Genomic DNA, 14,608 nt, shown 5'->3' with positions numbered 1-14,608 from the left:
GATTAAATCTCCAAGGCTATATGAACTGCTTCTATAAATTCAGAATTTGAAAATCCCAGTGGAGACAACCTTGTTATAAACCCGTCTCCATCATATGAGATTTTTAATTTCATGCCATAATTTGTTGAAAATACATAATAAATTTCTTCATAATTATTATGCTCAATTGCCTGGATTGAAATTTGATGTCTTTCTAATTTATTATGTATTGTTTTGTAAATTTCTTTTTGTATTTGAGTTTCAAATACAATTTCAGATGAGATAATGTTACATACTTGATCAGCAAAATAGGAAGGATGAGAATTTATTGTTTCAACTCTACTAATTTGATATTTTCCGTTATAGTAAAAGCGTATTGAGCAAGATGCGGTGCTATCTTGGTTCTCAAAACTATAAACTTCTTGGTAATTATGATGTTTGTAAGATTTAATTTTGATAGCTTGAGCATTTAATTTATTTTTGATATACAGATAAAAGTTTCTCAAGGCTATTTCTGGAATATCAAACTCTGCAATTTTGGCAACACCTATTTCAGAATTAGGATCAAATGCTATGATATTACAAGGTCGAATAGAATCAAGCTTGCTATTACTAGCATCCCATATTGCTCTATCAAAAGGTGTTATTGAGGGAATATTTGATAAAATTAGCTGATCATTGGCTATAGAAAACAAAGTATAAACCCAACGAAAATAAGTCTCATTTGTCTTCCCTTGATTAGTATCCATATTGGCAATTACAGTCCTAAATTTCTGCCCTTGCGCTCGATTAACTGTTAGCGCATATCCAAACCTCAATTGTGCTGCGTTCAGGTAAGGATCACCTCGCAAAAAATTAGCTAAAGCAACTGACTCTTCATAGTCTGATTCTTCTATGTTTGTTGTTTGTCTATTCTGCAACTGCCTAAACCTTGTCTTTGCAGAGATATAAAGTGCTAAAAGAGTATCTTTATCTATCTCAGGTTTTTCAGCATATAAATAGTCTTTCAAGCACAAAAACTCTACCTCTTGATTATTGTGAATTAAGCGTACTCGAAGATGAATAAAGTTAACTTTAATTGGCTGATCTCTGCCTTTGAGGGTTTGTATTAATGGCTGAATATCTTCCTTAACTTTTATAACTTCTGCGAAAGAATCATTTGGGACATAAATTGAACTATCGGGAATATCATGATTTTTCACAAAAAAACTATTATGGATATTTACGATGTCTCCACAGGCTATATTATGATCTCTTTGAAAAATTTTGTGCCGAATCCAATTATTAATTTCGTTTACTTTTGCATGAGAGTAAGCTAAAAATTTGGTGGAGTTTGATTCTTGCTCAAACAAAGACGTTACTAATTTATACTTATCCTCTTTTTCTTTTGGTGATGCTAGACACTGTAAATTATCTGTCATTATATGAAGATAATTAAATTTTTTATCTCTTATGCTACTTGCCAATTCTAAAGCATTTTTAATAAGCAAACTATTCTGATTTTCAGGAACAATATACTCAAGATAAACTGTTTTAACTGGACAACCAGTAATAGCGGTTATACGTTCAGAACATAAAGCTGATTCATCAATTTTACCCCGTGGAATTTGAAATGGATCGCCAATAAAAATAATTTGTCTATTTGACTTTTCGATATCAACAAAATTAAATAAATCAGTAAGAAGTTGACCACTACCATAACACCTAAGATTAGCTTCAAAATTTGCGTCAGAAACTAAATGACTATCCCCAATAATATACAAATGTCTGTCATTATTTTGATTTGTAATTAAGTCATAAATAATTTTATCTTGTTTGATTTTGGGATTTCCTGAATAAATACAAGTATAAATGCTCTCTGCTTCTGAAACAGGATACCGATAAGCTATACGACGGTTGGGTGCTAAAACTGAATAATTCCTCCCTTGCTTTAAGGCTTGATTAGCAATAAGTTTGAAAAATGCTTCTAATCCAGTTCCAATCATTCCACTCAAAATTAAAATTTTTTCTGGGGATTCCAAAAATTTGGTAATTTGTGACAGAGGAGATTGGAGATATTCTGGTAATTCAATGTCTGGAATATTATCGTCTTCAAACTGAGGGGTAACAGCTTTAGAACCTCTTCCTATTGGGATATATTCAGGAATGCTAAAAAATGAAACTATCGCTTCTAAATCGTGATGAGTCAGATCAATTTCACGACTGGTGATTTGTGCCATTCGTTCCGTTACATGATCAATATCAACTATATGAAACCAGGGGGAAATTGTACCTGGTAACTGTAATTCATCAAAAATGATAGGTTTATGAAATAGTGCTAACCCAGATATATGTCCAAAATTTGGTTGTTTACCGGATGGTAAATTAAGTCTTCCTTTCAGAAAATCAAGCAATGCAAACTTATTGTGTCTAATCTGCAAATAGGGATTTTCCTTATTCCCTCCTTTAATCTGCACATTATCTGCAAACCATTTTCCATTTTCAGAAAAATGGATATTTCCTCCGTAGTCTTTAAAGTCGATGACGGTAATACTTTTCCTTTTCAAAATAGTCGCATCTATTTCAGAACCATTACAGTAAAAGTTTCCCAGTAGGATTAACAGTTCTTCTGAATCAGCCCAGTTTTGTTCTAATTCTTTCAGCAACGCATCAAAGATACGGTTTTCATGCGTTGTCTCGAAAGGTTGTGTGCGATAAGTACGGATAACCATTTATAAAAGCAAGTTTTCGGGAAAACACTAATCTAAGTATTATACAAATATAACTTCTATTTTGGTTACTCATACGTAAGTTATACAAATTGTGTAAATTATTCATCAAAGATTATGTATTGATATTGACTTTAGGGATAATATAGGGTAAATATAACCATAAAAATAAAGTAAACTGCTAATTTTAATTAACTCTCATCAGGGAAAAATTAGGGTGATATAAAATCAAAATCTTCAGTCAATTGCATAATCAAAACTTTAGCAAACACAGCTTTACCTTCACGGATAGGCATAGCGAAACCACCGCACACAACGTCACCCAATACGTCGTAAGATACGAAGTCTAGGTCTGTGTAAGCACCGTTTTCTTCCAAGAAGTTAATAGCGGTGATAATACCACGACCAGCGCAACCTACGCCGGGTTCTGGACCACCAGATTCTACGCACTTAACACCACGGAAACCGGTCAGCATTACTTCTTCGAGTTCGAGGTCTTCTACTGCACCGCGTTCAGCAGCCAAGTGTAATACGGTGGTTTGAGCTTTGGAGTGGAGCATCAAACGGGTAGAGTCAGCTTTAGGGTCGCATCCTACGATCATGATGCGTTGACCCATTTCTGCCATAGCTGCGAGGGTGTTTTGGGAGGTGGTAGATTTACCGATACCGCCTTTACCGTAGAAAGCTATCTGTCTAATGTTTTCGTCAGTCATTGTTCTCTTTTCCTGCTAGTGTTGGTTAGTTGGTCGGTCTTTGTGTTTGGATCTCACGCCTGTTGAGCTATGGCTGTGAGGTTTGGTAGAACGTCGCCGAAGGGGGGCGATCGCTCTACGGAAAACAAGCTAGAATTTGTACTCATGATCGTTCGTTATGTAGTTGTGAAAGTTCTTGATTTAGTCCAGAGTAATAGTCCAAAGTCCAAAGCTATTTATTTTTCACTATTGACTGTTGACTATTGACTGTTGACTCTTTTACTAGACTGCTTCTACTACTAGAGTGGGGCTGACGCGATCGCGTAATCTTGATTCAACTGCTATCTTTAATGTGGCTGTAGAGCTGGCACAAGAACCACACGCGCCTTGCAGCACTACTTTGACAATATCACCGTCTAAGTCGTAGAGTTCTACATCTCCACCATCGGCTATCAAGACGGGTCTAACTTCTTCATCTAATACTTTTTGGATGAGGGCAATTTTTTGGACGCTGGTTAAGGGTCGTTTTTGCCCAGAAATAGGTATTTCTTTCGCTGGAGTTACGCTATTTGTGTTGAGATTCGTTACGGCGTTCTTTTCCTTTACATCTTTAATGATATCATCAATTTTAGCGAGACAGGAACCGCATCCGCCACCAGCTTTGATGTAATTTGTTACTTGTTCCGCACTGGTAAGGTTATTTTCGATCACGACGCGACGAACTTTGTTTTCACTAACACCAAAGCAAGTGCAAACTAAAGCCCCTTCATCATCGTCATCGTGGGCAGCCAGAGGAATGCCACGATAGTTATAGATAGCAGCTTCTAGAGCTTCTTGCCCCATCACAGAGCAGTGCATTTTAGCTTCTGGCAAGCCACCGAGGTAATTAGCAATGTCTTTATTTGTTACTTTCAGAGCTTCATCTAAGGTCAGACCCTTAATCATTTCGGTTAAGGCACTTGAAGAAGCGATCGCACTGGTGCAGCCAAAAGTTTGGAAGCGAGAGTCCAGAATCTTATCAGTTGCGACTTCAACCTTGATGTGCAATCTCAGCGCATCACCGCAAGCAATACTCCCTACTTCACCGGTGGCAACCTTCACGCCAGGTTCGCCGTTTTCTTCGATGACTCCCTGATTCTTGGGATCGTAAAACAGTTCTAATACTTTATCTGTGTAGTCCCACATGGCCTATTTTGGATTTTAGATTTTGGATTTTGGATTGCTGGCTTGGGGATTGGGGATTGGTGATTGGGGATCGGGTACTGGGAAAACTCTTGCCTAGTCCCCAGTCCCTAGTCCCCAGTCCCCAGTCCCTTACCTATGAGCCAATGTTTGTTCTTGTGCTTGCAGCCAACCCGCTTCGTCATTTTTGAAGGGCGAGAGAGCGCGGAGGCGTTCGACAATTTCGGGCATGACTTCGATGACGCGATCGATTTCAGCTTCCGTAGTGTAGCGGCAAAGACTAAAGCGAATCGAACCGTGGAGGGTGGTGTATGGTAAACCCATTGCCCGGAGGACGTGGGACGGTTCCAGCGACCCAGAGGTACAAGCCGAACCAGATGAGGCACAGATGCCATATTTATTTAATAAGAGCAGGATTGCTTCGCCTTCAATGTATTTAAATCCGATGTTAGTGGTGTTAGGCAATCTCTGCGTAATGTCACCATTAACTTCACACTCAGGAATCTTAGCGAGTAAGGTTTGTTCGAGGCGATCGCGCAGCCGTTTTTCTCTCTTAGTCGCTTCTTCTAAATGCAGCATTTCTAACTCTGCTGCTTTCCCTAAGCCGATAATTCCTGGTACGTTCTCTGTCCCTGCGCGTCGGCCTCTTTCTTGGTGTCCACCAAGCAGCAAGGGACGGAATCTCACGCCACGGCGCACATATAATGCACCAATACCTTTAGGAGCGTGAATTTTATGACCAGACATAGTTAACATATCTATGGTGCTGGTCTTCATATTCAGAGGTATCTTACCTACTGCTTGCACTGCGTCTACATGGAAAATCGCGCCCTTGTCCTTCACCCGCATCCCAATCTGCTCAATGGGGAATACAGTTCCGGTTTCGTTGTTGGCATACATAATCGTCACCAGGGCGGTGTTACCTGTCAACGAGGCTTCTAGTTCATCTAGATCCAATTGCCCCTGACGATTTACAGACAGATATGTAACACTATAGCCTTGGGTTTCTAATTGTTTGCAGACATTGAGGACTGCGGGGTGTTCAACTTGGGTGGTGATGATGTGGCGTTTTTCGGGTTGGGCTAATAAGGCGGCGCGAATAGCAGCATTATCACCTTCAGTTCCACAACTTGTAAAGACAATTTCCGATTCATCAGCACCCAATAGGGCTGCAACTTGTTCTCTCGCTGTTCTCACAGCCTTGGCCAGTTGCCCGCCGAAGGTGTGCATACTAGATGGATTACCGTAATATTCGGTCAAGTAGGGCATGATAGCCTCTACAACTGCTGGGTCTACCTTAGTGGTAGCATTATTATCCAAATAAATAACACTCATGTTTATACCCCTAAGATTTCACCCTGATGCTTTTGTAATTGTTCGGAATATTTCTGAGAATAACAATTAAACCAACGTTCCCAATAGTCTTGTTTTTTTGTCAATTTCGCTATAACTCGGTTATATTTAGCAAACCAACTTTCCCAATAATCGCTAGGCACTTTAACGCAACCATCACAGGTGGGACAACCAGCTTTACATTGTGGGACGGTGTGGATGCTGCCAACACAATTTGTGCATAATTCGGGGTCAATCCACCGCTTACCGTCTTCACCAACTTTGATTGCATCAGTGGGACATACAGACAGACAAAGCTTGCAGGAAATACATTGGCCAGTAATTGTGTAAGCCATGACTATTCTCCTTGATGGGGATTGGGGATTGGGGATTGGGTACTGGGGATTGGGTACTGGGTACTGGGAAAACATCTTACCCAGTCCCTAGTCCCTAGTTCCTAGTCCTTATTTCCTTCCTTGACGTATTGTTCGTGAAACTCTAAAGCAACTTTCTCAATCACGTCGTAAGCTTCTACAGTCTGTATGCCAGCTTGGAGCAGTTTTTCTTTGGGGGATTCGCCAATTTTGGCAACTAAAACTGCTTTGCAATCTGCGATTGTTTTCACAATATTGTCAAATGTGGCAGCTTCGCCGTATCCACCTTGACAATAATGGTCTACCTTACGGTGACTGATGAACCGAACTTCAGTCCCATCCACTTCGTAAACTTGGAATTCTTTGGCGTGACCGAAGTGTTGGTTAACTAAGCCGCCGCCTTTGGTGGCGACTGCAACTAGAATTTTGGGACTATTAGCAGCTTGTTGTTTGTTAGCTAATACTTTTTCTTTGGCGGTTTTGAGTTCTTCTCTAAATTTCTCAATACCTGCGTGGACTTCTTGGCGTTTGTCGAAGTCGTATTCTGCGGGCATTTCCAGGAATTTATCTTTGGTAAATTCTTGGCTGCGGTCTTCTCCTAATAAGCCTACAGCATCGGCACGGCACTGGCGGCAATGGCGCATCATTTTCATGTTGCCAGCACATTGGTCTTGAACTGACTTAAGTTCTTTTTGTGTGGGGCCGCGTTGACCGGTTAAGCCGAAGTATGTACCATGTTCTGGTGCAGAAATTAGGGGCATGATATTGTGCAGAAATGCACCGTTTTCCCGAATGACTTTGTTGACTTCCACTAGGTGTTGGTCGTTAATGCCGGGAATCATCACGGAGTTAACTTTGCACAAGATATCAGCTTCTTTGAGAGCTTGTAAGCCTTCTAGTTGCTTTTCTAGGAGAAGTTTCGCGCCTTCTATGCCTCTGTAACGTTTGCGTTTGTAGTGAACCCAGGAATAAATCTGCGCGCCGATTTCAGGGTCAATAGTGTTGAAAGTAATTGTAACGTGATCTATATTCAGTTGTTTAATACGATCAATATGTTCTGAAAGCATCAAACCATTGGTTGAGAGACACAGCTTAATATCTGGGGCTTTGTCTGCAATCAACTCAAAGGTGCGAAAAGTCTTTTCTGGATTCGCTAAAGGATCGCCAGGGCCAGCAATTCCTAAAACGGTCATTTGAGGAATTTTGCCGGCGATAACTAGAACTTTGTGGGCGGCTTCTTCGGGTGTGAGTAGTTCGCTGACTACTCCAGGACGACTTTCGTTAGCGCAGTCATATTTACGATTACAGTAGTTGCACTGAATGTTACAGGCGGGAGCTACTGCAACGTGCATCCTGGCGTAATGATGATGAGCTTCTTCGCTATAGCAAGGATGTTTAGCAATACGTTCTTTGAGCTTTTCATCCATTTCCACGGTGGCGCTGCTGTTGCTGTTGCATCCGCAACCACCTGATTTTGCTTGGGTAGGTGTCGATTCAGTAACGGAAGAGCCTGTAACTGGTGGTGTCATTGAATTTCGCAAAGGTCGGTGGACTAGCTGCCACTGTGGGAGATGAAGAATGAAGTCGAGGCTGTCACACTGCCCGCAACAGTTTTATCTGTAGCGATCGCTATTACACTTATTTAAGGTGTTTCGCTCAGTATGGCAGGTTATGAAGTCCTGGGGTTTCGGCTGGTGTGTGTCAACTTTGAGTTGTTGGTAGAATGTGTGTCCAGCCGCGACTTCTATTCGTGAAGGCATAGTGCTATCTCATCCCTCCACTCACTTTTCGCTTTTGTTTTGTGTAGAAGCGTTAAGTGATTGGCGATATAAGATTTATAGCAGTCGTCTTTGACAGTCACGACGCAACACTCTGGAATAGAATTTATTGGATTTATTAAGGGAATACTCAAAATCTAAAAACATGATTTTGAGGTGTTTACAAGAATTAAAAAAATATTTTTGGGTAGAGGTTCTAGTATTTTCTAATTGGGGTACGAGTATTTATGGAAAGGGGTTCAGGATTTAGTTGTACTCATATGTAACCCAATCACAGCAAAGGTTTGAGGGCTGTTTGGGCTGATTTGTGACTATACAATTTTGTACTCAAACCCTCCTGAATTACTGTTCAAAGTCTTGATTTACAAGGGATTTAGGAGGGAAAAACTGGAGTAGATTACGTTGTACTACTCCAGATACGTGCGAAATTCAATTCTGTATCCAACATATCATTTTTTTTTAGATAAAAATGCAATTTATATTTTTTTAATTATTAATTAAAAATGATGGTCAATAATGTTCGTAACTCATATATATCAAGCTTTATAGATTCTCGGACATAAGATTATTAATGCAGATTATTTTCAATAATTTCAACTTTTTTTCTGTTTTTATTCTAGGTTTAAATACCTGAAGATATGAGGAATTGAGTATTTGTTTGGTGAGGATGTGAGAAAGATCAGGAAAATAGAAATCCTTTGTCATTGACTGTATTAATGAACAAAAATAAACCCGACCTTTGTTAATAGTCGGGTTTTTGAGATGTAATATGATTATTCATTTGGAATCGCTTGCTGGACTTGTGCAGTCTCTAAGTCTAAAGCCTGTACTATCTGTTCTACAGTTGAACCCAATGCTAACAGTTTAGGTATAGCTTCTAATTTGGCTTCCTGTTTACCTTCCAGTTTACCTTCTTGATAAACCCGTGTTTGTTTTAACTCGCTTAAACCAAACATTGCTTCTATCTCCTGGCGACTAGTTTACGGAAATTTATAAACCTTCTACTTGCTGGACTTGTGTAACATCTAAGTCTAAAGCCTGTGCTATTTGTTCCACAGTTAAACCCAGTGCTAAGAGTTTAGGTATAGCTTCTAATTTGGCTTCCTGTTTACCTTTTTGTTCACCTTCTTCTAAAGCTTCTTGATAAACCCGTGTTTGTTTTAACTCACTTAAACCAAACATTGCTTCTATCTCCTGGCGACTCATTTGCGGAAATTTATAAACTAAGATTGTCTCTATTAATTCTAGTAATTGTTTTTGTGGCAGTTGTAAATTTTGTGATTGTTGGGTGCGGTTGATTAATTCCTTAGCTGTGTTAATGGCTGTATCTTCCGCCTCAATTACTAATTTTATCGTAGCAATGCCTATGGGTAGTGATGTAGTTTCACCTAGTTCCTCTAGGTAAATTACCTTGATGCGTTGACTCTCAAATAATTCCAAGAAATCTGCTTTTGATGCTATGTCTATCTGTCTTTGAGGATAAATTACTACTCCCCGCCAAGGATTTTCGTGTTTGTTTTGACGTAAGTATAGGGTAATTTCGGAAATCAAGCGCAGGTAAATATCTGCATCTGCTTGAAATTGGACTTCTACAAAATAAATCGGTTTGGTTTCATCTTGGGTGGGGAGAAATACACCGTCAATTCTAAAGGCTGTTTGTTTGATTTCTACGGAAGCAAATTGATAGATGTTGGCAGTTTCGGGAGGGTTGTCAATTAGTTCAAAGAAGATGCTGGGGAATTGTTGGAATAGGCGATAAAATATGCTGTCGGTTTTCACGCAGAGGTTTTAGCTGATTTTTGGCTAGGGTGATTTTATCATGAGTGATATTAATGGCGATCGCTAATACCTATTAATCATAACTGACTAGGGCTTTGCTTGTAGTGCTGGTTACGGAACTCACTTCATCGACCATTTTTAGGGCGACGGAGCAATAAAAACAAGCCAAATAAAAATAATATAGGGAATACATAGAAATATAACCTGCCTAATACCTTGAACCAAAATTCTTCATCAGTGGGTGGCAAAACAGAAATATCAATGCCTTTGGCAGTCAGTGTATTGATTAAATCTGGATCATTGATCAAGATAACTACTTTTTTGTTACCTTCTGTAGGAGTGACAATAGCTCTGGATCTATCTGCATTCAAAGTAACCTTTTCTACTCTGCCTTTTTCTACTTCTTGAATAAACTGGCTATATCGCCATGTTTCACTTTGTTGGGGTTGTTTATCAAAAAAAGCTGTGACAACAGCAATGGAAACAATAAATAGCAGAAATAGCAGCGTGTACTTTACTGCTCTTCGTAGCCGTGATAATGGAGTTGCATTGAATGGCTTATTGGGACGTTGTGAAGGTGGTGAAGGATTTAAAGCTTGTAAAACTACTTCTTGAGCCGACTGATAACGCTGCTGGTGTTCTTCGTGGAGTAACTTATCTAGTATTTGCCCAAATTCTTCACTGACTGGTTGCTGTAAATGCTGTCTCCAACTGCCAACCCAACCATAACCTTGACGCTTCCACAATTCCCAAGGATGAATCCCACTCAACAAGTGAAAACAAGTTGCACCGACGCTATATAAATCACTGGCTGGGTACGCTTCACCTCCCTGCATTTGTTCTAGTGGTGCATAACCAAAAGAACCAATGGTTGTTCCTTGTGAAGTCATTACCGTTGATGTCAGTTGTTTGGATGCACCAAAATCAATCAGTACCAACTTCCCATTGCTGTCACGAATGATATTCTCTGGTTTGATATCGCGGTGAATGACTTTTTGTTGATGAACTGTTTTGAGAATATCCAATAAATCCTGCAATAACTCTCTAACTTGCTTCTCTGTGAAATTTCCCTGATTTCGTAATTCTTTTAATAAATTCTGCCCGTCGATGAACTCCTGCACTAAATAAAGGCGATTATCTTCATTGAAATAAGCTAACAGTGTGGGAATTTGCGGATGTTTGCCTAACTGTTGCAGTCGTTTGGCTTCTTGCTCAAATAGTTCGGTGGCTTTGTTGAGTGCGCCTGTTCCTTGGACTTGCGGTGCGAATTGCTTGATGACACAAGGCTCGTTTAATTTGTCGATGTCTTCTGCTAAATAAGTCTTACCAAATCCTCCGCCACCTAATGATTTCACCGGGCGATAGCGGTTTCTCAGCACGGTTAAGGGAACACCGCAGCTAGAACAGAAATTTACACCGTCGGGATGGGGTGGGTTGTGGCAAGCTGGATTTAGGCAGCAGGTCATAACTGTGCTTTTATAGGCAAGTGTATGTATTATCGCTTAAGTACAACTTACTCTGAGTAGGTGCTGCAAACTTTCTGAAGCTTTCTTGGGTTGGGGGTTAGGTTTGAGAGAAAGTTGCACACGGCGTAATCTAGGCTTTCAATCCAAAATCCAAAATCCAAAATCCAAAATTGGTATAAGGGCGGGTTTGACTAAAATATCTGTTTGAGAGTGTGAATCTCTCACAAAACCCGCCCCTACTGACTATCGACTAATAACTCACAACTTGAGTCAATTCGTCACTAGTAACTTGTCTATTGTTTTCCAGCACAATTTTGCGGAATAATTCGCCATCAATGGTTTCTTGGTCTGCCAAGAAATCTGAGAGATATTCTAATAATGCTCGGTTTTCTTGCAAGATTTCTTTGGCTTTTTGATAACATTCATTGACGATTTCACGAACTTGTGCATCAATTCTGGCGGCAATTTCCTCAGAATATTCTGATTTATTCATCCAGTCTCGACCTAAAAATACTTCATTGTTCTGATTTTCTAAGGATAATAAACCTAATTCAGACATCCCAAAACGTGTTACCATCTGCCGCGCCATTGCTGTTACGTGTTGCAAATCGTTGCTTGCGCCGTTTGTTACTTCTGGCTTGCCAAATACAATTTCCTCGGCGGCGCGACCTCCTAAAGTGGAGGTAATTTCGGCTTTGATTTGGGAACGAGACTTTAACCCTTGTTCTTCGTTGGGGGTAAACCAAGTTAATCCCAACGCTTGTCCCCGTGGCATGATGGTAACTTTTTGTACGGGGTCATGGTCTTTTAATAAAGTTCCGACTAGGGCGTGTCCGACTTCGTGGTAAGCAACTAAACGTTTGTTTTTACTGTCCACCAAGGGTGTCCTTTCCATCCCTGCTACAACTCTGTCTATGGCATCATCAATTTCTAGCATGGTGATGGCTTCTTTGCGTCTTCTGGCGGTGAGGATGGCGGCTTCATTGAGGAGGTTGGCTAAGTCTGCACCGGTAAATCCTGGTGTGCGGCGGGCAATCACATCTAGTGATATGCTGGGGTCAAGTTTTTTATTGCGTGCGTGGACTTGCAAAATTTCTAAGCGGCCTTTGATATCGGGTGGGTAAACTATTACCTGTCTGTCAAAACGTCCTGGACGTAGCAAAGCAGCATCTAAGACATCGGGACGGTTGGTAGCAGCAATAATAATGATGCCTGTGTTACCTTCAAAGCCATCCATTTCGGTGAGTAACTGGTTGAGGGTTTGTTCTCTTTCATCGTTACCGCCACCGATACCTGTACCCCGTTGTCTACCTACTGCGTCAATTTCATCAATGAATATTAGACAAGGGGCATTTTCTTTGGCTTTCTTGAATAAGTCGCGGACACGAGAAGCACCCACACCCACAAACATTTCTACGAATTCTGAACCGGAGATACTAAAGAATGGTACAGCAGCTTCCCCTGCGATCGCCTTCGCCAGTAAAGTTTTACCTGTTCCTGGAGAACCTATCAACAATACACCTTTGGGAATACGTGCGCCGACAGCCGTAAATCTTTCTGGCTGCTTTAAGAAAGTCACCACTTCTTGCAGTTCTTCTTTGGCTTCTTCTATACCCGCTACATCGTCAAATTTCACCCCGGTTTTCGCTTCCATTTGGAAACGCGCCCTAGATTTACCAAAGTTTAAGGCTTGGCTAGAAGCATTGGTAGAACGACGCAAAAACAGCAGCATTAAAGCCACTAAGGGTAAAATCCACAGCAGATTGAGGAATAATCCCCCCACTGCTCTACTATTGGCAGAGAAGACTTTTTCCCCAAACTCTACATTATTTTCCCTGAGTTGATTAATTAACTCTTTATTGTCCTGTAGAAGCGTCACCTTGATAGGTGGGGAATTTGGCTTTTGATCTTTTAAATAAACGTGTGCTAATTGTTCAGTTTCATCCAATTCTACTTCTTTAACTTGATTTTGCTTGATTTTTTGGAGTAACTGTCCATAAGTTAAGGGTTCGCGTTCTGCCTTCTGTGCCAAAACTGGACTACCGCCAAACATACTCGGCAACATGATCAGACTAGCTGCTAGCGCACTAGCCCACACAGCGCGCTTTGGTGATTGCTGTTTCATCAATGTTTTCTTACCAAAATTTTTCATAAAAATTACCCTTTGTCTGATGCCACAAGCCGAGCATATTTTCCTGACTTCTCTTTGAGCAAAAATCCTAATAACTGGAAATTACTACTTATTTAATCTAGTCTAACTCTCAAAGGAGGGTGTGGGGGTTTAAGGGTGTGGGGGTTTAAGGGTGTGGGTATCTAGGGGTGTGGGGGTTTAGGGGTGTAAGGGTGTAGGGGAAATACTTTTAAAGGCTGAATGAACTAAGCCAACTGCTAACGGGGACGGGTTTTGGTAGATATTCACCTTTGAACACAGATATTTTGATTAAACTTGCCCGGACAACAATAAACAATACCTCAGTAATTTGACGGTGGTACGATAAATCGTTAAGATTGTTAACATAGTCGTAATGACTTCGGTTTTTTAGAATTACTTAATAATGGGTGAATTATGGTGAAGATTGTTGGCATCGGTGGTAGTTTAAGACCCAACTCCTACACCCAGTTGGCTTTACAGGTAGCAGCACAAAGGCTTGAGGCTATAGGTGCAGATGTAGAAATTCTCGATTTACGACAGTTGCAATTACCGTTTTGTACTGGAGCTAAAGAATATCTAGAATATCCAGATGTGCAGAAATTGCGTGATACGGTTCGCAACAGCGATGGCTTAGTTTTAGCTACACCTGAATATCATGGTGGTGTGAGTGGTGTAATTAAAAATGCCTTAGATTTAATGAGTTTTGAGGAACTGTCTGGAAAAGTTACAGGATTACTTAGTGTATTGGGCGGACAATCGAATAGCAACGCTTTAAATGATCTGCGGTTGATTATGCGTTGGGTACACGGTTGGGTAATTCCAGAACAAATTGCGATCGGCCAAGCTTATGCTGCGTTTAGTCCCGACGGTAAAATTTTGGATGAAAAATTGTCTCAAAGATTTGACCAGTTCGCCCAAAGTTTAGTTGATACTACCCGTAAGCTTAAGGGAATTAGTTAAGGGAAGTATTCTTTTGGGCATTGGGCATTGGGCTAATCAATTCAAAATTCAAAATTCAAAATTAAAGATTCTATTCCCTATTCCCAAATCCCCAGTCCCCAATCCCCAGTCCCCATTAGGTGAACTATCATCTTTAAAACTGCTAACATCGATAATCTGACAGATTTTTCCGAAAACGGAAAATCTCTAGTGAAGAGGTGATTACA

11 protein-coding genes and 1 pseudogene are annotated in these 14,608 nt (G+C 40.4%); 1 reads left to right on the top strand and 11 read right to left on the bottom strand.

Annotation, left to right across the window (positions count from 1 at the left end; all coding sequences use genetic code 11):
- Positions 1-2 precede the first annotated feature (2 nt).
- The 11 genes and pseudogenes from CLI64_RS00320 to ftsH form a co-directional block, all read right to left on the bottom strand.
- Positions 3-2,690: a nuclease-related domain-containing protein gene (locus tag CLI64_RS00320; RefSeq protein ID WP_103135375.1), complete on the bottom strand. Its 2,688-nt coding sequence runs from the start codon at positions 2,688-2,690 to the stop codon at positions 3-5.
- Between the two features lie 269 nt (positions 2,691-2,959).
- Positions 2,960-3,400 (bottom strand): annotated as a pseudogene (locus CLI64_RS00315) (AAA family ATPase); the annotation flags it as partial.
- Between the two features lie 261 nt (positions 3,401-3,661).
- A complete protein-coding gene (gene nifU / locus CLI64_RS00310) occupies positions 3,662-4,564 on the bottom strand; it encodes a Fe-S cluster assembly protein NifU (protein ID WP_103135374.1) in 903 nt (300 codons plus the stop codon).
- Positions 4,565-4,693: 129 nt separating this feature from the next.
- Positions 4,694-5,896, bottom strand: a complete 1,203-nt coding sequence (gene nifS / locus CLI64_RS00305) for a cysteine desulfurase NifS (protein WP_103135373.1) — start codon at positions 5,894-5,896, stop codon at positions 4,694-4,696.
- 2 nt (positions 5,897-5,898) lie between these two features.
- Entirely contained in the window at positions 5,899-6,249 is a 351-nt protein-coding gene (locus CLI64_RS00300) for a 4Fe-4S binding protein (protein WP_103135372.1), read from the bottom strand.
- Positions 6,250-6,350: 101 nt separating this feature from the next.
- On the bottom strand, positions 6,351-7,796 hold the full coding sequence (gene nifB / locus CLI64_RS00295; RefSeq protein WP_103135371.1) for a nitrogenase cofactor biosynthesis protein NifB: 1,446 nt from the start codon (positions 7,794-7,796) through the stop codon (positions 6,351-6,353).
- 84 nt (positions 7,797-7,880) lie between these two features.
- On the bottom strand, positions 7,881-8,027 hold the full coding sequence (locus CLI64_RS30565) for a hypothetical protein (RefSeq protein ID WP_157943174.1): 147 nt from the start codon (positions 8,025-8,027) through the stop codon (positions 7,881-7,883).
- Between the two features lie 791 nt (positions 8,028-8,818).
- Positions 8,819-9,001 (bottom strand): hypothetical protein, encoded by a 183-nt coding sequence (locus CLI64_RS00290; RefSeq protein WP_103135370.1) that lies wholly within the window; start codon positions 8,999-9,001, stop codon positions 8,819-8,821.
- A gap of 34 nt (positions 9,002-9,035) precedes the next feature.
- Complete coding sequence (locus tag CLI64_RS00285; RefSeq protein WP_103135369.1) at positions 9,036-9,824, bottom strand: Rpn family recombination-promoting nuclease/putative transposase; 789 nt, start codon at positions 9,822-9,824, stop codon at positions 9,036-9,038.
- Between the two features lie 125 nt (positions 9,825-9,949).
- Positions 9,950-11,290 carry a serine/threonine-protein kinase gene (locus CLI64_RS00280; RefSeq protein ID WP_157943173.1) on the bottom strand — a complete coding sequence of 447 codons (1,341 nt, stop codon included), beginning with the start codon at positions 11,288-11,290 and terminating at the stop codon, positions 9,950-9,952.
- A gap of 250 nt (positions 11,291-11,540) precedes the next feature.
- The gene (gene ftsH / locus CLI64_RS00275) at positions 11,541-13,442 is read right to left on the bottom strand and encodes an ATP-dependent zinc metalloprotease FtsH (protein WP_103135368.1); all 1,902 of its coding nucleotides are present in this window, start codon (positions 13,440-13,442) and stop codon (positions 11,541-11,543) included.
- A 414-nt stretch (positions 13,443-13,856) separates the two neighbouring features.
- Here ftsH and CLI64_RS00270 point away from each other — a divergent pair, with 414 nt between their 5' ends.
- Positions 13,857-14,402, top strand: a complete 546-nt coding sequence (locus CLI64_RS00270; protein WP_103135367.1) for an NADPH-dependent FMN reductase — start codon at positions 13,857-13,859, stop codon at positions 14,400-14,402.
- The last annotated feature ends 206 nt before the right edge of the window (positions 14,403-14,608 follow it).

The organism is Nostoc sp. CENA543, assembly GCF_002896875.1.
In the GTDB taxonomy this organism is placed as follows: Bacteria; Cyanobacteriota; Cyanobacteriia; order Cyanobacteriales; family Nostocaceae; genus Trichormus.
The sequence above is the reverse complement of the archived record's forward strand: the minus strand, read 5'-3'. Positions and strand labels throughout refer to the sequence as shown.